At 74.8% G+C, this 25,064-nt stretch carries 18 protein-coding genes; 13 read left to right on the top strand and 5 right to left on the bottom strand.

Features of this window, described 5'->3' with window-relative positions:
* The first annotated feature begins 17 nt into the window (after positions 1 to 17).
* The 5 genes from leuS to ACFT5B_RS09565 all read left to right on the top strand — a co-directional run bounded on the left by leuS (position 18) and on the right by ACFT5B_RS09565 (position 9,633).
* Complete coding sequence (leuS, locus tag ACFT5B_RS09545) at positions 18 to 2,969, top strand: leucine--tRNA ligase (protein ID WP_386797760.1); 2,952 nt, start codon at positions 18 to 20, stop codon at positions 2,967 to 2,969.
* Positions 2,970 to 2,982: 13 nt separating this feature from the next.
* Positions 2,983 to 4,509 carry a DUF3375 domain-containing protein gene (locus ACFT5B_RS09550; protein WP_386797761.1) on the top strand — a complete coding sequence of 509 codons (1,527 nt, stop codon included), beginning with the start codon at positions 2,983 to 2,985 and terminating at the stop codon, positions 4,507 to 4,509.
* A complete protein-coding gene (locus tag ACFT5B_RS09555; RefSeq protein ID WP_386797762.1) occupies positions 4,506 to 5,348 on the top strand; it encodes a DUF4194 domain-containing protein in 843 nt (280 codons plus the stop codon). Before ACFT5B_RS09550 ends, ACFT5B_RS09555 begins: the two co-directional genes overlap by 4 nt.
* Entirely contained in the window at positions 5,345 to 8,704 is a 3,360-nt protein-coding gene (locus tag ACFT5B_RS09560) for an ATP-binding protein (protein WP_386797763.1), read from the top strand. The genes ACFT5B_RS09555 and ACFT5B_RS09560 overlap by 4 nt, the downstream gene beginning before the upstream one ends.
* A gap of 530 nt (positions 8,705 to 9,234) precedes the next feature.
* Entirely contained in the window at positions 9,235 to 9,633 is a 399-nt protein-coding gene (locus ACFT5B_RS09565; protein WP_386797764.1) for a hypothetical protein, read from the top strand.
* A gap of 12 nt (positions 9,634 to 9,645) precedes the next feature.
* Here ACFT5B_RS09565 and ACFT5B_RS09570 read toward each other — a convergent pair whose 3' ends face one another.
* Positions 9,646 to 11,190: an MATE family efflux transporter gene (locus ACFT5B_RS09570; RefSeq protein WP_386797765.1), complete on the bottom strand. Its 1,545-nt coding sequence runs from the start codon at positions 11,188 to 11,190 to the stop codon at positions 9,646 to 9,648.
* Positions 11,191 to 11,390: 200 nt separating this feature from the next.
* Positions 11,391 to 13,310, bottom strand: a complete 1,920-nt coding sequence (locus ACFT5B_RS09575) for a helicase HerA-like domain-containing protein (protein ID WP_386797766.1) — start codon at positions 13,308 to 13,310, stop codon at positions 11,391 to 11,393.
* Between the two features lie 24 nt (positions 13,311 to 13,334).
* Here ACFT5B_RS09575 and ACFT5B_RS09580 point away from each other — a divergent pair, with 24 nt between their 5' ends.
* The 5 genes from ACFT5B_RS09580 (at position 13,335) to ACFT5B_RS09600 (ending at position 18,925) form a co-directional block, all read left to right on the top strand.
* Entirely contained in the window at positions 13,335 to 14,237 is a 903-nt protein-coding gene (locus ACFT5B_RS09580) for a DegV family protein (RefSeq protein ID WP_386797767.1), read from the top strand.
* Positions 14,238 to 14,328: 91 nt separating this feature from the next.
* Positions 14,329 to 15,384 (top strand): helix-hairpin-helix domain-containing protein, encoded by a 1,056-nt coding sequence (locus tag ACFT5B_RS09585; RefSeq protein ID WP_386797768.1) that lies wholly within the window; start codon positions 14,329 to 14,331, stop codon positions 15,382 to 15,384.
* Entirely contained in the window at positions 15,381 to 17,093 is a 1,713-nt protein-coding gene (locus ACFT5B_RS09590) for a ComEC/Rec2 family competence protein (protein WP_386797769.1), read from the top strand. The genes ACFT5B_RS09585 and ACFT5B_RS09590 overlap by 4 nt, the downstream gene beginning before the upstream one ends.
* A complete protein-coding gene (gene holA / locus ACFT5B_RS09595; RefSeq protein ID WP_386797770.1) occupies positions 17,015 to 18,046 on the top strand; it encodes a DNA polymerase III subunit delta in 1,032 nt (343 codons plus the stop codon). The genes ACFT5B_RS09590 and holA overlap by 79 nt, the downstream gene beginning before the upstream one ends.
* 117 nt (positions 18,047 to 18,163) lie before the next feature.
* Positions 18,164 to 18,925 carry a phosphatase PAP2 family protein gene (locus ACFT5B_RS09600; protein ID WP_386797771.1) on the top strand — a complete coding sequence of 254 codons (762 nt, stop codon included), beginning with the start codon at positions 18,164 to 18,166 and terminating at the stop codon, positions 18,923 to 18,925.
* Between the two features lie 380 nt (positions 18,926 to 19,305).
* Here the strand turns inward: ACFT5B_RS09600 and rpsT are convergent, their stop codons facing one another.
* The 3 genes from rpsT to ACFT5B_RS09615 all read right to left on the bottom strand — a co-directional run bounded on the left by rpsT (position 19,306) and on the right by ACFT5B_RS09615 (position 21,212).
* Complete coding sequence (gene rpsT / locus ACFT5B_RS09605; protein ID WP_386797772.1) at positions 19,306 to 19,566, bottom strand: 30S ribosomal protein S20; 261 nt, start codon at positions 19,564 to 19,566, stop codon at positions 19,306 to 19,308.
* Positions 19,567 to 19,810: 244 nt separating this feature from the next.
* A complete protein-coding gene (locus ACFT5B_RS09610) occupies positions 19,811 to 20,359 on the bottom strand; it encodes a type II toxin-antitoxin system PemK/MazF family toxin (RefSeq protein ID WP_386797773.1) in 549 nt (182 codons plus the stop codon).
* Positions 20,360 to 20,390: 31 nt separating this feature from the next.
* A complete protein-coding gene (locus ACFT5B_RS09615; protein ID WP_386797774.1) occupies positions 20,391 to 21,212 on the bottom strand; it encodes a maleylpyruvate isomerase N-terminal domain-containing protein in 822 nt (273 codons plus the stop codon).
* 18 nt (positions 21,213 to 21,230) lie between these two features.
* On the opposite strand from ACFT5B_RS09615, the gene lepA reads away from it, so the two are divergent.
* The 3 genes from lepA to ACFT5B_RS09630 all read left to right on the top strand — a co-directional run bounded on the left by lepA (position 21,231) and on the right by ACFT5B_RS09630 (position 25,017).
* The gene (gene lepA / locus ACFT5B_RS09620; RefSeq protein WP_386797775.1) at positions 21,231 to 23,147 is read left to right on the top strand and encodes a translation elongation factor 4; all 1,917 of its coding nucleotides are present in this window, start codon (positions 21,231 to 21,233) and stop codon (positions 23,145 to 23,147) included.
* 10 nt (positions 23,148 to 23,157) lie between these two features.
* Positions 23,158 to 24,465, top strand: coding sequence for a radical SAM family heme chaperone HemW (hemW, locus tag ACFT5B_RS09625; protein ID WP_386797776.1), 1,308 nt, complete (start codon positions 23,158 to 23,160; stop codon positions 24,463 to 24,465).
* Positions 24,466 to 24,582: 117 nt separating this feature from the next.
* Positions 24,583 to 25,017: a DUF4190 domain-containing protein gene (locus ACFT5B_RS09630; RefSeq protein WP_386797777.1), complete on the top strand. Its 435-nt coding sequence runs from the start codon at positions 24,583 to 24,585 to the stop codon at positions 25,015 to 25,017.
* The last annotated feature ends 47 nt before the right edge of the window (positions 25,018 to 25,064 follow it).

Genomic DNA, 25,064 nt, shown 5'->3' on the forward strand with positions numbered 1-25,064 from the left:
GCCGGTAAACTCCTGGTGTGACATCACCTGCCTCTTCCGTGCCCGCGTCCGACGAGCTCCCGTTCCGCTACACCCCGCAGCTCGCGGAGCGCATCGAGCTCGCGTGGCAGGACGAGTGGGCGCAGCGCGGCACGTTCTGGGCCGCGAACCCGGAGGGCCCGCTCACCGACGGCGAGGACCGCCACGCGGCGCCCGGGGCGCGCCCGTACTTCATCATGGACATGTTCCCGTACCCCTCGGGCGCGGGCCTGCACGTGGGGCACCCGCTCGGCTACATCGCGACGGACGTCGTCGGGCGGTACCGCCGGATGCGCGGAGACAACGTGCTGCACGCGCTGGGCTACGACGCGTTCGGCCTGCCCGCGGAGCAGTACGCGGTGCAGACGGGCCAGCACCCGCGCACCACGACCGAGGCGAACATCACCACGATGAAGCGCCAGCTGCGCCGCCTGGGTCTCGCGCACGACGAGCGCCGCTCGTTCGCGACGATCGACCCCGGCTACGTGCGTTGGACCCAGTGGATCTTCCTGCAGATCTTCAGCTCCTGGTACGACCCGGAGGTGGAGCGCCCGGACGGTGGCCGCGGGGCGGCCCGCCCCATCGCCGAGCTCGTCGAGTCCTTCGAGGCCGGTGCGCGCCCGACGCCGGACGGTCGGCCCTGGGCCGACCTCACCCCCGCGGAGCGCGAGGACGTGCTGGGCGGGTACCGCCTGGCGTACGTGTCGGACGCGCCCGTGAACTGGTGCCCGGGGCTCGGCACGGTCCTCGCCAACGAGGAGGTCACGAGCGACGGGCGTTCGGAGCGCGGCAACTTCCCGGTGTTCCAGCGCAGCCTGCGCCAGTGGAACATGCGGATCACGGCCTACGCCGACCGTCTGGCCGACGACCTCGACCTCATCGACTGGCCCGAGAAGGTCAAGTCCATGCAGCGGAACTGGATCGGCCGGTCCGAGGGCGCGCACGTGACGTTCGCGATCGGGGGCGTCGGGGACTCGAACGCGCGCGAGGTCGAGGTCTTCACGACCCGCCCCGACACGCTGTTCGGCGCGACCTTCATGGTCGTCGCGCCCGAGCACCCGCTGCTCGACGAGGTCCCGGCCGCGTGGCCCGACGGCACCAAGGACCTGTGGACGGGTGGGCACGACACGCCCGTCGCCGCGGTCTCCGCGTACCGGACGATGGCCGCGAGCAAGACGGCCGTCGAGCGGCAGGCCGACGCGCGCAGCAAGTCCGGCGTGTTCACGGGCCACCTGGCGACCAACCCCGTCAACGGCGAGCTGGTCCCGGTCTTCACCGCCGACTACGTCCTCATGGGCTACGGCACCGGCGCGATCATGGCCGTGCCGGGGGGCGACGAGCGCGACTTCGACTTCGCCCATGCCTACGGCCTGCCCGTCGTCTTCACGGTCGCCCCCGAGGGCGGGTTCGCCGACGGCTTCGAGGACGCGCCCGACGCCGCCTACACGGGCGACGGCCTGGTGCAGCGCTCGACAGCGCGCACCACCGCGGGCGACGAGCTCAGCCTCGACGGGCTGACCGTGCCCGAGGCCAAGTCGCGCATGATCGCCTGGCTCGAGGCCAACGGCGTCGGGCAGGGGACCGTGACCTACCGCCTGCGCGACTGGCTGTTCAGCCGCCAGCGCTACTGGGGCGAGCCGTTCCCGATCGTCTACGGCGAGGACGGCGCGCCCGTCGCGCTCCCGGACTCGCTGCTGCCGGTCGAGCTGCCCGACGTCCCGGACTACGCGCCGCGGACCTTCGCGCCCGACGACGTCACGTCGGCACCCGAGCCCCCGCTCGGCCGCAACGACGACTGGGTGAACGTCACGCTCGACCTCGGCGACGGCCCGAAGACCTACCGCCGCGAGACCAACACCATGCCCAACTGGGCGGGCTCGTGCTGGTACTACCTGCGCTACCTCGACCCGGCCGACCAGGCCGAGGCCGTGTCGCCCGAGCTGGAGAAGTACTGGCTCGGTCCCGACCACAACAACGGCGCGGGGAAGGCCGGCGGCGTCGACCTGTACGTCGGCGGCGTCGAGCACGCGGTGCTCCACCTGCTGTACGCGCGGTTCTGGCACAAGGTCCTGCACGACCTGGGCCACGTGAGCGCGCTCGAGCCGTTCCACACCCTGTTCAACCAGGGCTACATCCAGGCGTACGCGTACACCGACGCGCGCGGCCAGTACGTGACGGCGTCGGAGGTCGAGGAACACACCTCGGACTCGGGCGAGACCACGTACACGTGGCACGGCGAGCCCGTGAACCGCGAGTACGGGAAGATGGGCAAGTCGCTCAAGAACGTCGTCACGCCCGACGAGATGTACGAGCAGTACGGCGCCGACACGTTCCGCGTCTACGAGATGTCGATGGGCCCGCTCGACATGTCGCGCCCGTGGGAGACGCGCGCCGTCGTCGGGTCGCAGCGGTTCCTGCAGCGGCTGTGGCGCAACGTCGTCGACGAGGCGACGGGCGACGCCGTCGTCACGGACGAGGCCGCGGACGACGCGACCCTGCGACTCGTGCACCGCACCATCGAGGACGTCACCGTCGAGATGGAGCACATGCGCCCCAACACGGCGATCGCAAAGCTCATCACGCTCAACAACCACCTGACCGGCCTGGACCGCGTGCCGCGTGCCGCCGTCGAGCCGCTCGTCCTGATGACGGCGCCGATCGCGCCGCACATCGCGGAGGAGCTGTGGCGCCGCCTCGGCCACGAGTCGTCGCTCGCGCACGAGCCGTTCCCCGTCGCCGACCCGGCCTACCTCGTCGAGGAGACCGTGACGTGCGTCGTCCAGGTCCAGGGCAAGGTGCGCGCACGGCTGGAGGTGCCGCCGTCGATCGACGAGGACGCGCTGCGCGAGCTCGCGCTCGCCGACGAGAACGTGCAGCGGCACCTCGACGGCCGCGGGGTGCGCACCGTGATCGTGCGCGCGCCGAAGCTCGTCAACGTCGTCCCGGCCTGACCCCGGAGCCGTCGTGGCGAGGGTGGAGGGCGCGTACGAGCGCGCCCGGCGCGCGTTCGCGAGCCCGATGCTTGCGCTCCTGCACAAGCAGCGGGCGCCGCTGGTCGTGACGTTGCTCGGTGCCCTGTTCGGGGCCGAGCGGTCGGCCGTGCCCGTCGCCGACGCGCACACCGAGCTCGACGACGCCCTCGCCGGGCTGCGCGCGAGCGGTTTCGACGACGTCCCCGACGCGTCGGCGCGCGAGCTGTGCCGGCAGTGGGTCGCGGAGAGCTGGCTGCTGCGCCAGGTCGGCGACGACGGCGCCGAGGAGTACCGGCTGACCGCGCACGCCGTCGAGGCGCTCGAGGTCGCGGCGCGGGCCGGCGGGCCACGGACGCGGGTCTCGCACTCGCGGATCCGGACCCTGCTGGAGGCCGTCGAGCACCTCGCGCAGGAGGCCGACCCGGACGTCGAGAACCGGGTCGCGCGCCTCGAGCTCGAGATCGGGCGGCTGACGGCGGAGCGCGACCGCCTGCGGTCCGGGGCGCCGCTCGACCTGACCGACGACGACCAGCTCGTCGAGGAGGCCGAGAACGTCCTGTTCCTCGTCCGCGAGCTGCCGGCGGACTTCGCGCGCGTCGGGGAGAGCATCAAGGCGCTCCAGCGGGGCGTCGTCGAGGCGCTGCGGCAGGACGAGCGGCCTACGGGCGAGGTCCTCGAGGCGTACCTTGAGCAGGCGGAGCGGCTGCTGGACGCGACCCCCGAGGGGCGCGCGTTCGCGGGCGCCATGCGCCTGCTCGCCGACACGGACCGTCTCGACGCGCTCGCGGACCAGCTCGACCTCGTCCTGGAGCATCCGTTCGCGCAGCACCTCGACCCGGAGCGCCGGGCGGAGCTGCGCGCGATCACCCGTCAGATCGAGGCCGGTCTGGGCGCCGTGCTGACCCAGCAGCGCCGTACGTCCCACATCATCACGACCCAGGTGCGCCACCACGACCCGCTGCGCGACCGGCAGGTCGACGACCTCCTGCGCGACGCCGTCGCCGCCCTCGGCGCGTGGTTCCCGGGCTCGCGTCGCGGGCAGGACGTCGAGGCGCTGCGCCGTCTGCCGCGCGCCGACGTCGGGCGGCTGCGCGAGACGCCGTACGCGCCCGGGCGCGCCCCTGCGCCCGACGCCCTCACCGTGTGGGACGACGAGGGCGACCTCGACGCCGCCGGCGACCTCCAGGACGCGCGGGCGTGGGGCGGGCCGCACTACGGGCGGATCGCCGCGCTGCTCGCGGCACGTGCGGGAGACTCCGAGCCCGCCACCGACCTGGCCGAGCTGTTCGAGTCCGGTCCGACGGACCTCCGGCGCCCCGTCGACCTGCTCGGCTACCTCGAGCTCGTGCCCGCCCCGGCTGCGATACCGCCCGGGGAAGGGGCCGAGGTGTCCGTCGTGACCGCCGTCCGCCCCGACGGGACCACGCGGCGCCTCGCGTTCGCCCGCACCGACGTCGGCCTCGACACCGCGGCCCACGACGTCCCCGTACCGCACGACGACCCGGAAGGAGCCCGATGAGCGAGACCGCCCACGAGCCCGTCGAGCAGCCCGTCGAGCCGGCAGCGGGGGAGGCCGCCGACGACGTCGTCGCGGGTTCCGCCACGGCCACGACCCTGGAAGCCGACGAGAGCGCGGAGGCCGACCCGGCGGCCGAGGCCGGGTTCGTCGCGCCGCGCCCCGCGGAGGCCGACCTGCCCGTGCTGTTCGCGGGCGACACCGGCACCCTCGAGCCCGACGTGCGCGAGGTCCTCGTGCGGCTCCTGCGGCAGCGGTACCTGTCGGCCGAGGCGCAGCCGTCGCACTGGCGGACGCTGCTCGCGCACCAGCCGGTGATCGAGTCGCGGCTCCACGATCTCTACGTGCGGCTCGTCGTCGACCACGACCGGGGGCTCGCCTTCAAACGCCAGGTGCGCGACGCGGACGTCCCCGTGCCGGTGCTGCTGCGCGACGAGCCGTACTCGCGCGTCGAGACGGTGCTCCTCGTCCATCTGCGGGCGCTGTACCAGCGCGAGCGTGGCGCGGGGGAGGCCGCGGCCCGCGTCGACCTCGAGGAGCTCGAGCAGACCGCGCTGAGCTTCGCCGACCCGACGTCGTCGAACCTGGCGGTCCGCCAGCGGGAGATCCGGTCCGCGGTCGCGCGGCTGGTCCGTGAGCGGATCCTCGAGGAGGAGAGCCAGGGCCGGTACCGCGTGCTGCCCATCGTCGACGTCGTGCTGTCCGTGGACCGGCTCACCGAGCTGACCCGCTGGCTGCGCGAGGACACCGGGCGGCGCGAGCACAGCGGGGGCGACGGCGCCGGCGACGACGTCGTTCCCGACGACGAGTCCGAGCCGGACGAGCTGGAGGTGCTCGCATGAGCCTCATGGCGGACACGCTGTTCGGGCTGGTTCCCGTCGCGTCGACGGGGCAGCAGTGGACGGCCCGCGACCTGCAGGTCGTCAACTGGGGCGGCTACGAGGGCCGCCACCGGGTCCGGCTCGCTTCGAGCGCGACCCTCGTGTCCGGCGCGTCGGGCTCGGGCAAGTCGACCCTGCTCGACGCGTACGTGGCGTTGATGATGCCGCACACGACGCCGTTCAACGGGGCGTCGAACGGCGGCGTCGTCGGGCGGCCGCGCGGCAAGGACCAGCGCAACGTCATCTCGTACGCGCGTGGCAAGGTCGACGAGTCGCGGACCGAGGCCGGGACCCGCGAGCGCGTCCTGCGTGGGGCCGACGCCGACACCTGGTCTGCGGTCGCGATGACGTGGGCCGACCAGGACGGCCGCCTCTTCACGGCGGTCCGTGCCTGGTACGTGCCGTCCGCGGCGCAGCGCGTCGACGACGTCGTCGCGGTCCGTGCGACCTTCGACGGCGACCTCGACCTCGCGGAGCTCGCTCCGGCGGCGGCCGTGCGGTTGCGCCGGGCCGAGCTCACGGCGCTCGGGCTCGTCCTGCACGACACCGACCGCGACTTCACCGCGCGCCTGCACGCGACGCTCGGCATCGGGGCCGCGGGCGGCGGGACCAAGGCGATCGGCCTGCTCGCGCGCATCCAGGCCGGCCAGCAGATCACGACGGTCGACGCCCTCTACAAGGCGATGGTCCTCGAGGAGCCCGAGACGCTCGCGGCCGCGGACGCCGCCGTCGAGCAGTTCGACAACCTCGCGGAGGTCCGCGAGCGCATGCTGGTCGCGCGTCGCCAGGTCCGGGCGCTCCGGCCGATCCGTGAGCACCGCGAGACCGTCGACGCCGCGCGCGCCCGGATCGCCGTCGTCGACGCGGTCGGCTCGCCCGACGACGTCGCGTCGCCCCTGGCGGTCTGGCGCGACGGGCGCCGGCTCGACCTCCTGCGGGACGCCGAGGGCGCCGCGCGCTCCCGGCACCGCGAGCTCGTCGAGCGGGCCGAGGGCACGCGTGCCGCGGTCCTGGCGGCCGAGCACGAGCACGACGCGCTCCGCGACGCCGTCCGTGCCCAGGGCGGGGACCGCCTCGAGGTCGCCCGGCGCGAGCGCGAGCGCGCGGAGGAGCACCTCGCGCGCGTGCGCGCCGAGAGGGCCGGCCTGGACCGCTGGCTCGGTCAGGTCGAGGTCGAGGTCGGCTCGCGCGCCGACCTCGACCGGCAGCGGGCGGCGTCCCGGGCCTTCGTCGCGCAGGTCGACGACCGGCGTGGGGCGCTGCGCGACGAGCGGCTCGCGGCCTACGAGGCGGCGTCGCGTGCCCGTGCCGAGGTGGACCGCCTGGAGCGCGAGCACGCGTCGCTGTCACTGCGTCGCGGCAACGTGCCCGACGAGCTGCACCGGGCCCGTGTGGTGCTCGCCCAGGCCGCCGGGCTCGAGGTCGAGGAGCTGCCGTTCGTCGCCGAGCTGCTCGAGGTGCGCACCGAGCACGAGCACTGGCGCGACGCGATCTCGCTCGCGCTGGGCGGGTTCGCGCTCACCCTCGTCGTGGACGACGCGCGGCTGGCCGCGTTCCGTGCGGCGATCGACGCCGTGCCTTCGGGCGTCCGGCTGCAGTTCGAGGGGGCGACGACCGGGCTCCCGTCCACCGGGACGCCCGACCCGCGGACGCTTCCGGGCCGCGTCGACGTGCGCCAGGGACCGTTCGCGGGTTGGCTCGCCGAGCGGCTCGAAGAACGCTTCGCGTACGTGTGCGTCGACGACGCGCGCGACCTCGCCCGGCACCCGCGCGCCCTGACCCGGACCGGGCAGACGTCCGACGGGCGCCGGGGCGCGCACGGCGGCGGCGGACGCGCGAGCGTGCTCGGGTTCTCGAACTCGCGGCGGCTCGCGGAGCTCGCGGCGGACGTCGAGGCGGCCCGCGAGGAGCGCCGGCTCACCGCCGAGCGCGCGACCGGCGTCGACCAGCGCGCCGAGGCGCTCGAGGAGCAGCGCGCCGCGCACGCCCAGATCGCCGAGGCGACCTGGGAACGGGTCGACGTCGCGGGCGCCGCGCGGGCAGTCGCGGAATGGGAGTCGCGCCTCGAGGACCTGCGCACCGGGTCCGAGGACCTCCGGGCCCTCGAGGCCCGGGTCCGAGAGTCGGGTGCCCGGCTCGACGCGCTCCGCAAGGACGCCGCGCGTGCCGAGGTCGACCGGGACGCCGCGCACGCCACCTGGGAGCGCCTGACGGATGCCGTCGACGCGTGCCAGGAGGCGCTCGACCGGGCAGCGGAGAAGGGCGTGGAGGCCACGGCGGTCCAGGGCGAGTACCTCGACGGTGTCCTCGAGACGTTGCTCGGCGCCCACGAGGGACCGGTGACGCTCGAGCGCTTCGACGCCGCCGTCCGCGGGGTCGGGTCCGAGCTCGCCCACGAGCGTGCGCTGGCCGTCGCAGCCGAGGAGCGGGGGACGGACGCGCTCCGCGCCACGTTCACCCACTTCGTCGAGCAGTGGCCCAACCCCGATCTCGGGACCGATCCCGACGCCTCGTACGGCGACTTCGCGCGCCTGCTCGACGTGGTGGAGGCCGAGGGGCTGCACGAGCTCGAGGCGCGCTGGTCGCGCAGCCTCACCCAGCTCTCCGGCAACGACCTCACCGCGCTCCACGCGGCGATGAGCCGGGCGGTCCGCGAGATCACCGAGCGCATCGCGCCCGTCAACGAGATCCTCGCGCAGCTGCCCTTCTCCGACGACGACCACCGCCTCCGCATCGACGCCCGCCTGGTCGAGTCGAACGTCGTCGGACGGTTCCGCAAGGAGCTGCGCGAGGCCGCGGCCGCCCTCGGGCCCGAGGCCACGGACGCCGAGCGGGAGGCGCGGTTCACGCGCATGGCCCGCGTCGTGGACCGCCTGCGCCGGACCGGGCCGGACTTCGCGGACCTCGTCGACGTGCGCCGTCACGTCCGCGTGAGCGCGGAGAAGGTGGACCTCGCCGGGAACCACGTGGCGCTCTACGACCACATCGGCGAGAAGTCCGGTGGTGAGTCGCAAGAGCTGGTCGCGTTCATCGTGGGTGCCGCGCTGCGGTACCAGCTCGGCGACGCCGCCGCCGACCGCCCCCGGTACGCGCCCGTCTTCCTCGACGAGGCGCTCATCAAGGCCGACGCGCGGTTCGCCGGGCGTGCCGTCGGAGCCTGGCGCGGGCTGGGCTTCCAGCTCGTCATCGGTGCGCCGCTCGACAAGGTCGGCGCTCTCGAGCCGTACGTCGACGCCGCCTACCAGGTGGTCAAGGACGGCGACGGGCGCTCGCGGGCGCTCGCAGTCGTCGGCGTGGACGCAGCCGCTCGGACGTGACCGCCGAGTGTGACGCCCGCGTGGTCGGGTGCACGGGTGGGCGCGGGCAGCTGGTTCGGGCTGTCGTGCTTCGGCCCCGGGGGGCCGTGCGCACTCTCTGACGCCCTTCACCACCTCCCCGCGCCCGCCCGCTCCGTCGTTCGCCTCGCCATCCTTTCGCCGAGGGCGACGCCCCGTTCGCCGACGGTGACGCTGTGTTCGTCGAGGGTGACGCTGCGTTCGTCGAGGGTGACGCTGCGTTCGCTGACGGTGACGCTGTGTTCGCTGACGGCGCCGGCGGGGTGAACGCGCCGAGATATCGCTGTCTTCTTCGGTTGACGGGGCGATGTCGGCCAGACGTGAGCGTCGACCTGGCGATCTTTGTTGCTCGTGGGCCCCGAAGGGCAACCAACATCGCCAGGTCAGCGAACTGGGGCGTCACCCTCGACGAACACAGCGTCACCGTCGGCGAACGGGGCGTCACCGTCGGCGAACTCGCGCGTCGCACTCGGCAGGGCGACCCGTGCGGGGTCTGGTGCCAGCATCGAGGCATGACTCGTTTCGCGATCGACGCCCCCGTCGCGCTCCGACTCGTGCGTGGCACCGCCACCGTGGCCGAGGGGCACCAGCTCGTCGGTGCCGCGGCGCTCCGCTCGGACGCGATGGCGATTCTCTACTCCGAGGTCCGCGTCGGAAGCCTCGCCGAGAAGGACGCCCGCACCCTGCTCGAGGGCGTGGCGGGCCTCAAGATCCGGCTGCTCGGGGACCGGGGATCCCGGGCCCTCGCGTGGCGCATCGCGACGGCGCGCGGGTGGGACGACGTCCGGCGCGCGGAGCTGCTCGCGGTCGCGAGCCTGCAGGCCGACGCTCTCGTCACCGAGGACGCCGCCCTTGCGGCGGACGCCGACGGGATCGTGCCGCTCGCGAGCGTGGGGGACCTCGCTCGCTAGCGACGGTCCCCGTCAGGCGCGCGTGCGGGGGCGCGCCGCCGGACGGCGTCGGCGGACGCGATGCACGCGTCGCACGCGGGCGTGCTTCTCGTGCGCCTGCACCGACGCCTCGGTCTCGAGCGGGAGGCCCGGCTGGGGCACGACGGCCTCGGCGACGAGCGACGCCTCGGCGGACGCCTCGAGCACGGCGGGGTCGACCGTGGCGGGAGCCGCGGTGCCGGCGCGGCCGAGCTCGCGGTGGCACACGACGTACGCGGGCACGAGCAGCAGCACCGAGCCGATCCACGCCAGCGGGTTGCTCCAGACGATCCCCGAGTACCCGAGCGCGCCGCCGAGCACGATCGCCGCGCCCACGCGCATGACGAGCTCCAGGATGCCGGAGAGCGTCGGCACGAGGGTTCGCCCGAGCCCCTGGAGGGCGCCGCGCAGCACGAACAGGACGCCGAGCGCCGAGTACAGGGCGCCGTTGACGCGCAGGAAGTGCGCCGCCATCGACGTCACCTGCGGCTCGCCGGGGCCGACGAACAGCTCGACGAGGTCGCTGCCGAACGCCACGAGGACGGCGCCCAGCACGACGGATCCGACGACGGCCACGGCCACGGACTGCACGACGCCGGAGCGGATCCGGTCGGGGCGCCCGGCGCCGTGGTTCTGCGCCGCGTAGGTGGACACGGCGAGGCCGAGGGAGCCGAGCAGAGCCACGGCGAGCGAGTCCACGCGGGTGGCCGCGGTGTAGGAGGCGACGGCGGTCGCGCCGAGCTCGTTGAGCTTGAGCTGCACGGTCAGGGTCCCGATCGCGATGATCGAGGCCTGCAGCCCCATGGGGACGCCGAGCCGCAGGTGGTGGGCGAGCTCGGCGGGAGCGCGAAGCGCGGCGCGCAGGTCGGCCCGGCCGAGGTGCAGTGTGGGAACCCGGCGCCGCACGTGGACGACGCAGAGCAGCACCGAGACGGCCTGGGAGGTGATCGTTGCGAGCGCGGCGCCCCCGACGCCCAGCCCGGCAAACCCGACGAGCCCGACGACGAGCGCGCCGTTGAGCACGCAGCTCACCACGAGGAACACGAGCGGGGTGCGGGAGTCGCCGATGGCCCGGATGATCGCGGCGAGGTAGTTGAAGAACATGGTCGCGGCAGCGCCGGCGAAGCTCACGGTCGCGAAGGTCGTGGCGTCGTCGAGCAGGGCCGCGGGGGTGCGCAGCGCCTCGAGCGCGGGGCGCGCGAGCGCGACGGCGCCCACGGTGATCACGAGGCTCGAGGCCGCGGTGAGGATCGCCCCGGCGGCGACGGAGCGCCTGACGGCGGCGAGGTCGCCGGCGCCGAACGCCTGCGCCGTCGGGATGGCGAAGCCGGAGGTCATGCCCCACGCGAAGCCGAGGAGGAGGAACAGGAGGCTGCCGGTCGAGCCGACGGCGGCGAGCGCGTCGACGCCGAGGTGGCGGCCGACGACGAACGCGTCGGTGACCTGGTAGAGCTGCTGGACGACGTTGCCGACGAACAGCGGGATCGCGAACACGAGGACGACACGCCACGGGCGACCGGACGTGAGGGCATGGGCCATGAAGGACGGGGCTCCTGGGGAGGCACGGGCCGGTGGGCGCGACGGCGTGGCCGCGGGTCGGCGGGAGAAGTCGGGGGAGGTCGTGCGGGGGACGCTCGTCGTGGGGCGATCCGTCCGGCCGCAGGCATCATCGTATCGTTTCGACCTGCGGCCGTCGAGCCGTTTCACGCATGTCACGTGCGGACTTCTTGGACGCGTCGTCAGCGGCGCCGCGTCCCGAACACGCTGCGCGTGATCTCGCGCCCGAGCGTCGTCGCCATCGACCCGAGGAGCTTGTCGAGCGGGCTCTGCGCGGTCGACCGGCGCGTCCCGCCCGAGCCCGAGCCCGTTCGCGCCCTGGCCGCGTCGCGCTCGAGCTTCGCCTGCATCTTCGCGAGGTCGTCGGCCTGCTTCTCGGCCTGCTTCGCGGCCTCCTTCTCCGCGGTCGCCTGCTCCTTGGCCGCCGCCTCGGCCGCGGCCGCCTGGTCCGCCGCGGCCTGCTGCGCCTCGACCCGCTGCGCCAGCAGCTCGTACGCCGACTCGTTGTCGACCGCGGTGCCGTACTGCGCCTGCAGCGGGGAGGCGGCCACGATCCCGGCGAGCGTCGCGCCGGGCGCGGGGTCCATCGACGACTGCGGCGCACGCACCCGCGTCCACGCCACCGGCGCGGGCGCGCCCTTCTCGGTGAGGACCGTCACCACGGCCTCACCGGTGCCCAGCGACTGCAGGAGCTGCTCCAGGTCGTACGGGGACGTCGGGAACGTGCGGACCGCGGCCCGGAGCGCCGCGGCGTCGTCGGGCGTGAAGGCCCGCAGCGCGTGCTGGACGCGGTTGCCCAGCTGGGCGAGGACGTCGGCGGGGACGTCCTTGGGGCTCTGGGTGATGAAGAAGACGCCGACGCCCTTCGAGCGCACGAGCCGGACGGTCTGGACGATCTGCTCGAGGAACGCCTTCGACGCCCCGTCGAACAGCAGGTGCGCCTCGTCGAAGAAGAACACCAGCCTGGGCTTGTCCGGGTCCCCGACCTCCGGGAGGTCGTGGTAGAGGTCCGCGAGGAGCCACATGAGGAACGTCGAGAACAGCGCGGGGCGGTCCTGGACGGCAGGCAGCTCGAGGCACGACACCACGCCGCGCCCGTCGGGCGCCGTCCGCAGGAGCGCGGCCGTGTCGAACGCGGGCTCCCCGAAGAACACGTCAGCGCCCTGCGCCTGCAGCCCCACGATCTCGCGCAGGATCACGCCCGCCGTCGCCGCCGACAGCCCGCCGATGCCCTTGAGCTCGGCCTTGCCGTCGTCCGAGGTGAGGTACGCGATGGTCGACTCCAGGTCCTTGAGGTCGAGCAGCGCGAGGCCCTGCGTGTCGGCCCAGTGGAAGATCAGCCCCAGGCTCGACTCCTGCGTGTCGTTGAGGCCCAGCACCTTCGACAGCAGCAGCGGCCCGAAGTCCGTGACGGTCGTCCGCACCGGGACGCCGTCGCCGAGCCCCCCGAGGGAGTAGAACTCCGCAGGGAACGCCGTCGGCGACCAGTCCTGCCCGATCGACGCCGCACGCTCCGCGACCTTCGGGTTGTCCGCGCCGACGACGGCCAGGCCCGACAGGTCGCCCTTGATGTCCGCGAGGAACACGGGCACGCCCGCCGCCGACAGCCCCTCGGCCATGCCCTGGAGCGTCTTGGTCTTGCCCGTTCCCGTCGCGCCGGCGACCAGCCCGTGCCGGTTCAGCATCGACAGCGCGAACCCGACCTGCACGCTCGCGTCCGGCGCCGGGTCCGTCGTGCCCCCGTCCGTCCCGTCGGCGCTCGCCAGCAGCGCGCCGAGGGGCAACGTGCCGCCTTGGTACGCGTACGCGGTCCGCACCTGGTCGCGGTAGCCGCCCGCGCCCGGTTCCGGCTTCCTCGCGGGCTTGCCGGGCTCCGCGTCCGACGACGGCGCAGCGGCCGCGGCGTCCGTCTCGCCCGGGGCGTCGCCCGGCGGAGGCTCGGTGGCGGGCGCCTCGGGGGTCGCACCGGACGACCGTGCGAGCGCGGCGTCGAGGGCGGCCTGGGCGGCTGCCGCCTTGGCCTCCGCCGCGTCGGCGGCAGCCTGCGCCGCGGCGGCGCGGAGTGCGGCGATGTCGTCCGGGCCCGGGGCGTCGTCGGCCATGTCTCGCATCCTAAGGTGGAGGTGATGAGCCCGCTCCGTCGCCGCGCCAGCGGCCCCGTCCGTGTCGTCACCGACTCCACGGCGTCCTTCCCCGACGCGCCCGACCCGCTCCGGGACCTCGTCGAGGTCGTGCCGCTGACGGTCGTCGTCGACGGTGTCGCCGCGCGCGAGGGCGAGGACATCACGCCCGACGAGATCGCCGGCGCGCTCGGGTCCGGGGCGCGGGTCACGACCTCGCAGCCGTCGCGGGCCGCGTTCGAGGCCGCGTACGAGCGTGCCGCCGACGACGGGGCGTCGGGCGTCGTGTCCGTGCACCTGTCCGGCGAGCTGTCGGGGACCGTCCACCAGGCGGCCGCGGCGGCCGCGACGGCCCGGCTCCCGGTGCGCGTCGTCGACTCGCGGTCCGCCGCGATGGCCCTGGGGTTCGCGGCCCGCGAGGCGGCCCGCGCCGCGCGAGACGGGGCGCCGGGCCACGCGGTCGCCCGGCGCGCCATGCAGGTCGCGACCTCCGGGCGCGCCGTCTTCCTGGTCGACTCGCTCGACCACCTGCGCCGCGGCGGGAGGCTCTCGGCTCCCGCGGCGGCGCTCGGGACCGTCTTCGGGGTCCGGCCGCTGCTCACGCTGCGCGACGGCCGGATCGAGCTGGTCGAGCGCATCCGCACCCGGCGCGCGGCGATCGAGCGGATGCTCGAGGTCGCCGTGGCGTCGGTCGAGCGCCGGACCGACCCGGCGCTCGCGGTCCACTACGTGGGCGTGCACGAGCCGGCGTTCGAGCTCGCGCGCGAGCTCGAGGAGCGCGCCGGGCACGCGGTCCTCGTGTCGCCCGTGAGCGCGGTCCTCGGTGCCCACACCGGTCCCGGCACTCTCGCGGTCGTCGTCACGGACCTGGCCGAGACCTCGGCGCGTGCGGCCCGCGACAAGCGCTGACGGCCGACGCCGTTCCTGTGGGTCGTCGCGTCCGTCCACCGGCCCCGTCCGCGCCGAACCGCTCGGGGCTCGTCGCGCCTAACGTCGCCGCGTGCCCCGAACACCCCCGCCCGACGCCCGGGACCGCGTGCGCCGGCTGGCCGAGCCGGACGTCCCGTGGAACCCGGTCCGGACCGAGCCGGCCGACGGTAGAAGCCACCCGGACGGAGACGACCTCCCCACCTCCGGCCCGGAGCTCCTCCCGGGCGACGCCGTCGACGGGCCGTCTGGCCGCAGCCGTTCCGACAGGCCCGTCGACGACGGTGACCCGGGTGCGGACGACGCCGTCCTCGCGGCGCGGTTCCGCGCCGGAGCGCTGGGTGCCGTGTCCGCCGCCTACGCGTCCGCGCACGGCCAACCGGTCGGCGCCGAGCTCGGCCGGTCGACGGGCCGTCGGCGCTGGGCGGTCCAGGCGCGGTCCGCGACCCTCGTGCTCGCCGTCCTGGTGGCCGTGGGGGCGGCGGTCGCCACGGTCGCGGTCTCGCGGGGCGCCGGAGCGCCGACCGGTCGCCTGAGCGCGGCCGTCGACGTGCCCACCCCGCGGGCGTCGTCCGGAACGGTGGCCGCGGCGACCGAGCCGGGCGCCGGGGCGACGGCTCCCGCCGGCACCGGCGCCACGGGGGAGGGCGCCGGTGCGGAGAAGATCCTCGTGCACGTCGTCGGGGCGGTCCGCCGCCCGGGCCTGGTCCACCTCGCCGCCGGCGCCCGGCTCGAGGACGCGGTCGAGGCGGCGGGCGGCCCGACGTCGTCGGCTCAGCTCGACGCCGTGAACCTCGCCGGGGTGGTGACCGACGGCGAGCAGGTCCGCGTCCCGCGCCGTGGCGAGACGCCGGCGTCGCCGGTGGGCGCGGCGCCCGGGACGGGGGCGGCGGCCGATCCGGGGTCGACCGGTGCGACGTCGCCCGGCGCTACCGGCGCTCCCGTCGACCTCAACACCGCGGACGCGGCGGCGCTCGACGCACTCCCGGGGGTGGGCCCGGTGCTCGCTCAACGGATCATCGACCGGCGCACCCAGAGCGGCCCGTTCACGAGCGTCGACCAGCTCGACGAGGTCTCCGGCATCGGGCCGACGATGCTCGCGCGGCTCCGCGACCTGGTGCGGGTGTGAACGCGGCACGACGCCCGCCCCTCGACCTCCGCCTCGCGCCCGCCGCCCTGGGGGTCTGGCTGGCGTGCTGGTGGGCGTGCGGGAGCGACGCCCGGGACGTGGCGACCGCAGCCGCCGGCGTGCTCGTCGTGGGGGCCGGCGCGGCGCTCGCGGTGCCCTGTGCGGCGGCGGCGCTCGACGGGTGGGGCAGCCGCAGGCGGGCGGCGTGGCGCGGCGCTCGGCGCGGTTCCGCCGGGCCCGTGGCGCCAGCGGTCGCGCTCGCGCTCGGAGCGGTCGTGGTCGCGCTGACCGCCTGCGCCGTGCAGCTCGCGGTGCGGGACCGGTCCGGCCTCGCGGTGCGTGCGGCCGAGGGCAGGGTCGTGACGCTCGACGCGACGGTGCGCGACGACCCCACGCCGCTCCGGTCCGCCTGGGGCCAGGACGTCGTCCTCGGGGCGCTCGACGTCACCGCCGTCGACGACGGTGCCCGCGCCTGGCGCGCGGCCGCACCCGTGCTGGTACGCGGCGACCCGGCCTGGTCGGCCCTCGCGGTCGGCACCCGCGTGACCGTCACGGGCCGACTGGGCCCCGCGGACCCCGGCGAGCGCGACGTCGCCGTGCTCGTGCCCGTCCGCGCGCCCGTCGTCCGAGCCTCGCCGCCCGACCCGGTCGCAGCCGCGGACGCGCTGCGCTCCGGTCTCATGGCCGTGACCGACGACCTGTCGCCGCAGGCCCGGGCGCTCGTCCCCGGCGTCGCGGTCGGCGACGTGACGCGCCTGTCCGACGACCTCGACGCCGCGATGCGGACCGTGGGCCTCACGCACGTCACCGCCGTGTCGGGCGGGCACTTCGCGATCGTCGTGGCGACGCTCAGCGGGCTGTGCGCCCTGCTCGGGCTGGGGCGGTGGCCGCGGCTCGCCGTGCTCGCCCCCGCCACCGCCGGCTTCGTCCTGCTCGTCCGGCCCGACCCCAGCGTGGTGCGCTCCGCCGCGATGTGCGCCGTCACGCTGGCCGGAGCCGCGCTCGGTCGTCCCGCGCGAGCAGTCCCGGCTCTCGCCGCGTCGGTCGTGGTGCTCCTCGTCGCCGACCCCTGGCTGGCGCGCGCGTTCGGGTTCGTGCTCTCCGTCGCGGCGACCGCCGGCATCGTGCTGCTCGCGGGCCCCCTCGCCCGGCGGCTGTCGTCGTGGCTGCCCCGCTCGCTCGCGCTGGTCGTCGCGGTCCCCGTGGCGGCGCAGGCGGCGTGCGGCCCGGTGCTGGTCCTGCTCTCGCCCGCGGTGTCCCTCTGGGCGGTCCCCGCGAACCTCGTGGCCGACCCGGCGCTCGCGCCGGCGACGGTGCTGGGCGTCCTGGCGACCCTCGTGGCGCCGGTGTGGCCGTCGGGTGCGCACGTCCTCGCATGGTGCGCGGGCTGCGCCACGTGGTGGATCGCCCGCGTCGCGACGACGGCGGCCGGCCTGCCAGGGGCGAGCGTGCCGTGGGTCGGCGGTCCGGCCGGGGCTGTGCTGCTCGGGGTCGCGACCACGGCCGCCGGCGTCGCCCTGTGGAACTGGCGCGCGGTCGCGGGCGCCGCCGGCCTGCGGGTGCCGTGGGCTCCTGGGGCGCGCCCGTCGCTGACTGGGTGGTCGTGGGCGGCCCGTGGCACGCTACGGGCATGCCTGCAGCGACCCGACCGGCCCGCCGCTCCGCCGGCTCCCGTCCTGCCCGCACGGGCGTCACCGCCGCCGAGCTGACGCTGGCCCCCGTCATCCTCGTGAGCGGTCCGGAGAGCCTCCTCGCCGACCGCGCGGTCGAGCGGGCCGTCGCGCTCGCGCGTGAGGCGGCGGGCACCGAGGGCCTCGAGCGCATCGACGTCTCCGGGCCCACGTACGAGCCGGGCCGGCTCGCTGTCGCGACCAGCCCCTCGCTGTTCGGCGAGCCGCGCGTCGTGGTCGTCGACGACGCCCAGCTCGGCACCGACGCGCTCGTCACCGAGGTCGGCGAGTACGTCGCGGCGCCCGAGGCCGACGTGACCCTCGTCGTCGTGCACCGGGGCGGGCAACGCGGCAAGCGCATGCTCGACGCGATCAAGGCGGCCGGCGCACCCGTCGTGGGCTGCGACGCGCTCAAGCGCGACTCCGACAAGGAGGACTTCGTCCGCGCCGAGTTCCGCGCGGCCGGGCGGCGCATCGACGCTGAAGCGGTGCAAGGGCTCGTCGCAGCGCTCGGCAGCGACCTGCGGGAGCTCGCGTCCGCGTGCTCGCAGCTCGTCGCCGACACGTCGGGCACGGTCACGACCGCGGTGGTCGACCGCTACTACGGCGGCCGCATGGAAGTGACGGGCTTCCGGGTCGCCGACGCCGCGGCCGCCGGTCGCGCTGCCGACGCCGTGACGCTCCTTCGCCACGCGCTGGCGTCGGGCGTCGACCCGGTCGTCGTGGTCGCAGCGCTCGCGCTCAAGCTGCGCCAGCTCGCCAAGGTCGCTGCGACACGCGGAGCGGGCGGGCCGCGACCGCAGGACCTGGGGCTCGCGCCATGGCAGCTGGACCGGGCGCGCAAGGAGCTCGTCCGGTGGACTCCTGAGGGGCTCGCGACCGCGATCACGGCGGTCGCGCGGGCCGACGAGGAGGTCAAGGGCGGAGGCCGCGACCCCGTGTTCGCGGTCGAACGCGCCGTGCTCACCGTCGCGCGCGCCACCGGCCGGTAAACGCTCCGTCGTCCCTCGGACACCGGGGGTTACCATTGTCCGGCAACGAGGACGTGCGCCCGTGGGTCCCCGTCTGCGGTCGTGCGGCGGAACATGGCAGGAAGAAGGGGGCTGCGCATGTCCCAGCTCGGCCGCGACGTCGTGCGCGTCCGCCCGCGATCGGCTCGAGCGCTCGGCCGTGAGGCCCTGCTCGTCGTCGCGGTGTACGCGGTGTACTCCGTCATCCGGAACCTGGCACCGCAGCGCAGCTCGCTGGCCGAGCACAACGCGTGGAACGGCCTCCGGCTCGAGGAGAGCCTGCGCATCGACGTCGAGCACGGGATCAACGACTTCGTCGTCGCCCACCCGTGGATCGCGGTGCCCGCCAACTACTTCTACGCGACGCTCTTCCTGCCCGCGGTGATCGGGACCCTCGTCTGGCTGTGGATCCGCCGACCCCAGGTGTACTCGCACTACCGCACGGCGCTCGTCGTGATGACGCTCATCGGGCTGATCTGCTTCTGGCTCTACCCGCTCGCGCCTCCGCGCCTGCTCCCAGGCGCCGGGTTCGTCGACACCGTCCCGTACTTCCACACCTGGGGCATGGACTCGAGCGGCCCCAGCAACGCCGGCGTCTCCAACCAGTACGCCGCGATGCCGTCCCTGCACTTCGGGTGGTCGCTGTGGTGCGGCACCACGCTGTGGCGCTGCGCGAGCCGCGTCTGGCAGCAGGTCGTGGGCTTCCTCTACCCCCTGCTCACGCTGCTCGTGATCCTCGCGACGGCCAACCACTACCTGCTCGACGCCGTCGCCGGCGCGGTCGTGTTCCTCGCCGCTGACCGGCTCGTCACCGTCGTCGAGCGCCGGCGCGTCGGTGTCCCGGAGGCGCGGCGCGGCTGAACTCGCCATCGCCGGTGGTGACGCCTGCAGGTCCGGTTCGCGGGTGGGTGCGGCGAGCTGGGCTGTCGTGCTGCTGCGGCCCTTGGGCCGTGCGCACTCCTCGACGCCCTTCACCACCGCCCGCGCCCACCCGCCCGGCCGTCGTCTCGCCTTCGGCTCCGGCGGTGACCTCACCCTCGCTGCGCCGTCGGGCGCCTTCACGCCGAAGTACCCCGGATGCCGGGGTACTTCGGCGCGGCGGCTGCCGGTCTGCTTCGTGAGGGAGACCACCGCGCGGGCCGGCTCGCGGGTCCCGGAGAAGCGCGAACGCCGCACCCCTCAGGGGGTGCGGCGTTCGGTGTGCGGGGCGGCGCCTCCGAGGGCGCCGCGATCGCGAGACGTCAGAGCGTGCCGACGGCCTTGGCCAGCGCCGACTTGCGGTTCGCGGCCTGGTTCTTGTGGATGACGCCCTTCGAGACGGCCTTGTCGAGCTTGCGCGACGCGGTCGTGAGCGCGGTCGTCGCGGCGTCCTTGTCGCCGGCGGCGACGGCCTCGCGGACCCGACGCACGTACGTCTTGAGCTCCGACTTCACGGCCTTGTTGCGAAGGCGGGCCTTCTCGTTCGTGCGGATGCGCTTGAGCTGGGACTTGATGTTTGCCACGTGTGGACTCTCTGGTGTGTTTCGCCGGAGGCGAGGGGACAGGTCGTAGAGGGCGACTCCGGTACCGGGACTGGGGTGGGGACCCGTGGAGAGGTTCCGGAGCTGTGCCCGCCGACCTTCGGCCCGGTCCGCACCCGGCGGTCGTTAGAGGGCGACCACCCGGCGCGACGCCCGGAACCAGGCGGACACGCAGCCTCAGAGTCTACCAAAGGCTCGCACCTTCCCGAAACCGCCGGAGGCGCGGTCAGAGCCCGGCGACGACGGCGTCGAACGTGCGCCGGTCCATGATGGCGCCCTCACGCCGCACCCGCGCCGGGTCGATCCGCAGGACGCGGTCGAGCCGGATCTCGGACGGCCTGCCCTGCCGGTCCCACGGCCCGGTGCCGATGTCGAGCCAGCGCCGGCCCCAGCGAGCCTCGTCGGCGGCATCGCGGCTGTGGTCCTTGCTGGTGAGCATGAGCGCGAGGAGCCACCGGCCGTCCCGCCCGACGACGAGCACCGGCCGGTCCTTGCCCTGGCTCGCGTCCTCCTCGAACGGCACCCACGTCCAGACGATCTCGCCGGGGTCGGCGTCGCCGTCGAGCGAGGGGGAGTACTCGGGCCGGACGACGCCCGTGAAGTCGCCGGGATAGGTGTCGGCCGCCGCTGCCGGCCCTGTCGTGCGCCCGCGCGCCGGCCTCGACCGGGTGCGGGTGGCGGTGCCGCGGCGCGGTCCGGTTGTCGGCCGGGACGGTCCGGACCTCAGCGTGCGTCCCAGGGTCCGGAACAGGTCCGACCAGAAGCTCCTCGTCACGCGAGCCAACGTAGCGGAAGACCGGCCCGCGTCACGGCACGAGCGTGCTCCCGAGGACGGCCTGGAGCGCGGCGGGGTCGCCGTGGACCGTGAGCGCGTCGTCGTCGGGGGAGAGGCGGCCCCACACGAGCATCGCGAGCGCCCAGGCAGGCCCGGCCGCACGGACGTCGGGGGCGGCGTCGGGCGGGCCGATGCGCCACGAGGCGACGGGGGGAGCGAGGACGATCGCGGCGGACGGCCCGTGGACGTCGGTGGCGTGAAGCTCGACGGCGACCGAAGGTGCGGCGGCCCGCCCGAGCCGGACCTGGCGGGGGTGGAGGACCGTGACGACCTCGTCGACGGTGTCCGCCCAGACCGCGGCCCACACGTCGGAGGTCGCGCGCCGGGGGCTGGAGCCGCCCGCGATCCGCAGGTCGACGAGGTGGACGAGCGTCTCGTGGAGCTGGCGGCGGTACCAGAACTCGGCGAGGCCCGGCCCGTCGAGGGTGAAGGCGGGTGCGTCGAGCGGGCGCTCGGTGAGCGTGGCGCGCAGGTGCGCGGACGCCCAGCCGTAGATCTCGACGAGGCGGTCCTGCTCGCGCGGCGCCGTCGGGTCCTCGCTCCCGGCGTCGAAGCCGAGCGCCCGCGCGGCGGCCCACCAGTGGATGCCGGCCAGGTGCAGCGCGAGGTCGGCGACGTGCCACGTGCCGCACGTCGGGACCGGCGCCTCGGGGTCCGTCCGGCCGAGCGTGTCGAGGAACGAGTCCTGCGCGGCGGTGAGCACGCACACGGGGTCGCCGAGCGCGTCACGGGGTCCCGGGGTCGCCGCGCGAGGGTGTGCGACCGGCGTCGTCGGGTCGGAGTCGCGTGTCATGAGGACCTCTCGCCTGTCATGGGAGAATGGTGCACCGTGTCCCCCATCCCTTCCCAGGCCGACGCCCCGCGGATCCAGCCTGCCGCCACGGCGCCCGAGCTGTTGCGCAACTTCTGCATCATCGCGCACATCGACCACGGCAAGTCCACCCTCGCCGACCGCATGCTCCAGCTCACGGGGGTCGTGGACGAGCGCGCCGCGCGCGCCCAGTACCTCGACCGGATGGACATCGAGCGCGAGCGCGGCATCACCATCAAGTCGCAGGCCGTCCGGATGCCGTGGGCCGTCGAGCCCGCGCCCGGCGAGAAGGCCGTCCCGTACGCGCTGAACATGATCGACACGCCGGGCCACGTCGACTTCACCTACGAGGTGTCGCGGTCGCTCGCCGCGTGCGAGGGCGCGGTGCTCCTCGTGGACGCCGCCCAGGGCATCGAGGCCCAGACGCTCGCCAACCTGTACCTGGCGATGGAGAACGACCTCGAGATCATCCCGGTCCTCAACAAGATCGACCTGCCGGCGGCGCAGCCCGAGAAGTACGCGGAGGAGTTGGCCGGCCTCGTGGGCGGCGACCCCGCGGACGTGCTCAAGGTCTCCGGCAAGACGGGCGAGGGCGTCCCGGCGCTGCTGGACCGGATCGTCGAGCTCGTGCCACCGCCCGTCGGGGACTCCGACGCGCCGGCGCGCGCGATGATCTTCGACTCCGTCTACGACACGTTCCGCGGCGTCGTGACGTACGTGCGCGTCGTCGACGGGCGTCTCAACCACCGCGAGCGCATCGCCATGATGTCGACCCGCGCGACGCACGAGCTCCTCGAGATCGGCGTCATCTCGCCCGAGCCGATCCCCACCAAGGGGCTCGGAGCAGGCGAGGTCGGCTACCTCATCACGGGTGTGAAGGACGTGCGGCAGTCGAAGGTCGGCGACACCGTCACCAACAACGCGAAGCCCGCCGCGGAGGCGCTCGGCGGCTACTCGGACCCCAAGCCCATGGTGTTCTCGGGCCTGTACCCGATCGACGGCTCGGACTACCCGCTGCTGCGCGACGCGCTCGACAAGCTCAAGCTCAACGACGCGGCGCTCGTCTACGAGCCGGAGACGTCGGTCGCGCTGGGCTTCGGGTTCCGCGTCGGGTTCCTCGGGCTGCTGCACCTCGAGATCGTGCGCGAGCGGCTCGAGCGCGAGTTCGACCTCGACCTCATCTCGACGGCCCCGAACGTCATCTACTCGGTGACCCTCGAGGACCGCACCGAGGTCACCGTCACGAACCCGAGCGAGTTCCCGGCGGGCAAGATCCGGGAGGTCCGGGAGCCCGTCGTGCGGGCGACGATCCTCACGCCGGCGGAGTTCATCGGCGCCGTCATGGAGCTGTCGCAGTCGCGCCGCGGCGACCTGCTCGGCATGGACTACCTCTCCGAGGACCGCGTCGAGATGCGCTACACGCTCCCGCTCGCGGAGATCGTGTTCGACTTCTTCGACCAGCTCAAGTCCCGCACGCGCGGGTACGCGAGCCTCGACTACGAGCCCACCGACGAGCAGACGGCGGACCTGGTGAAGGTCGACATCCTGCTCCAGGGCGAGCAGGTCGACGCGTTTAGCGCGATCGTGCACAAGGACAAGGCGTACGCGTACGGCGTCATGATGACGGCGAAGCTCAAGGAGCTCATCCCGCGCCAGCAGTTCGAGGTGCCGATCCAGGCGGCGGTCGGGTCGCGCGTCATCGCGCGCGAGACGATCCGCGCGATGCGCAAGGACGTCCTCGCCAAGTGCTACGGCGGTGACATCACGCGCAAGCGCAAGCTGCTCGAGAAGCAGAAGGAGGGCAAGAAGCGCATGAAGACCATCGGTCGCGTGGACGTGCCCCAGGAGGCGTTCATCGCCGCGTTGTCCTCCGACTCCGCCGGCGCCAAGGACGCCAAGGACGCGAAGAAGAAGTGAGCCCCGTCCGATGAGCCCCGCGCTGCCCGAGGGCGAGCCCGTCCCCGCCGACGGCGCGCTCCCGGCCTGGGTGCGCCCGGCCGCCGCGCCGGGAGCCTCGGCCGCCGCAGGTCCGGCCGTCGAGCGCGCGTTCGGAGTCTACGTGCACGTGCCGTTCTGCACGGTGCGCTGCGGGTACTGCGACTTCAACACGTACACGTCGTCCGAGCTGGGCGGGGGAGCGTCGCAGGTCGCGTACGCGGACACCGCGCTGCGCGAGCTCGACCTCGCGGCCCGCGTGCTCGACGACGCCGGGCTGGGTGGGCGGGCGGTGTCCACGGTCTTCTTCGGGGGCGGCACCCCGACCGTGCTGCCGGCGGACGACCTGGCGCGCCTGCTCGGCGGCGTCCGCGATGGCTGGGGCCTCGCGGAGGGCGCCGAGGTCACGACCGAGGCCAATCCGGACTCGGTGACCCCGGACTCGCTCCGCGTCCTCGCCGAGGCCGGGTTCACGCGCGTGAGCTTCGGCATGCAGTCGGCGGTCCCGCGGGTGCTGGCGACCCTCGACCGCACGCACGACCCGCGCCGCATCCCCGAGGTCGTCGCGTGGGCACGTGAAGCAGGGCTCGACGTCTCGCTCGACCTCATCTACGGCACGCCCGGGGAGAGCGTCGACGACTGGCGGGCGAGCGTCGAGACGGCGCTCGAGACCGGCGTCGACCACGTCTCGGCGTACGCGCTCGTCGTCGAGCCCGGGACCCGGATGTTCGCGCAGGTGCGGCGAGGCGAGCTGGCCCTGCCCGACGAGGACGACCAGGCCGCCAAGTACGAGCTCGCCGACACGCTCCTCTCGGAGGCCGGCCTCGAGTGGTACGAGGTGAGCAACTGGGCGCGCGGCGGCCAGACCGGCCCGCACGCGAGCCGTCACAACCTCGGCTACTGGCGCGGGGACGACTGGTGGGGCGTCGGCCCCGGTGCCCACTCGTACGTCGGTGCGCCCGGCGCGGGCCACGAGCCCGAGCCCGAGCACGCCGGCGTGCGCTGGTGGAACGTCAAGCACCCGCGCGCGTACGCAGTCGCGCTCGAGTCCGGGCGCAGCCCTGCTGCGGGACGCGAGCTCCTCACCGCCGACGACGCACGGTTGGAGCGCGTCATGCTCGCCGTCCGGCTGCACGACGGGCTGCCGGTCGCGGACCTGTCGGCCAGGGCGCGCACCGCCGTGGCCGGGCTCGTCGCCGACGGCCTGCTGGACGGTCGCGCCGCGGTCCGCGGCCAGGTCGCGCTCACGCTGCGAGGGCGTCTGCTCGCCGACGCGGTCGTCCGCGAGCTCACCGACTGACGTCGTCCGGGACCGCGCGCCCCCGTGACAGGGGACGCCGTCCTACGCCATCATGGGGCCCCCGGGGCGAATGTCCCGACCTTCACGGGACCCACCCATCGACGCGACGAGGACGACATGAGCGAGAACCCCTACGGCCCCGGCCAGGGCGCAGACCCCAACAACCCGCAGCAGCCCAACCAGCCGCCGGCCGGTCAGCCTGCGCAGCCCGGCGGCTACCCGCCCCCGGGGCAGCCGACCGGGCAGCCCGGATACCCGGCGCCCGGCGCCTACCCGCCGCCCGCTCCCCAGTACCCGGCGGCGGGCTACGGGCCCCCCGCCGGCGCGAGCAAGAACAACCTCGGCACGTGGGCCCTCGTGCTCGGCATCCTCTCGATCGTCTGCTTCGGCCTCCTGGCCGGCATCCCCGCGATCATCCTCGGCAACAAGGGCAAGGCGGCGGCCGCGCAGGGCCTGGCGACGAACCGCGGTGCGGCGCAGGCGGGCTTCATCCTCGGGATCATCGGCACGGTCTTCTCGATCATCGGGATCGCGTACCAGCTCTCCCGGTGAGATCCGCGCCGCCGGGCACGTCGGGCGTGCAACGCCGACGTGCCCGG

Source organism: Luteimicrobium sp. NPDC057192 (assembly GCF_042670205.1).
In the GTDB taxonomy this organism is placed as follows: Bacteria; Actinomycetota; Actinomycetes; order Actinomycetales; family Cellulomonadaceae; genus Luteimicrobium.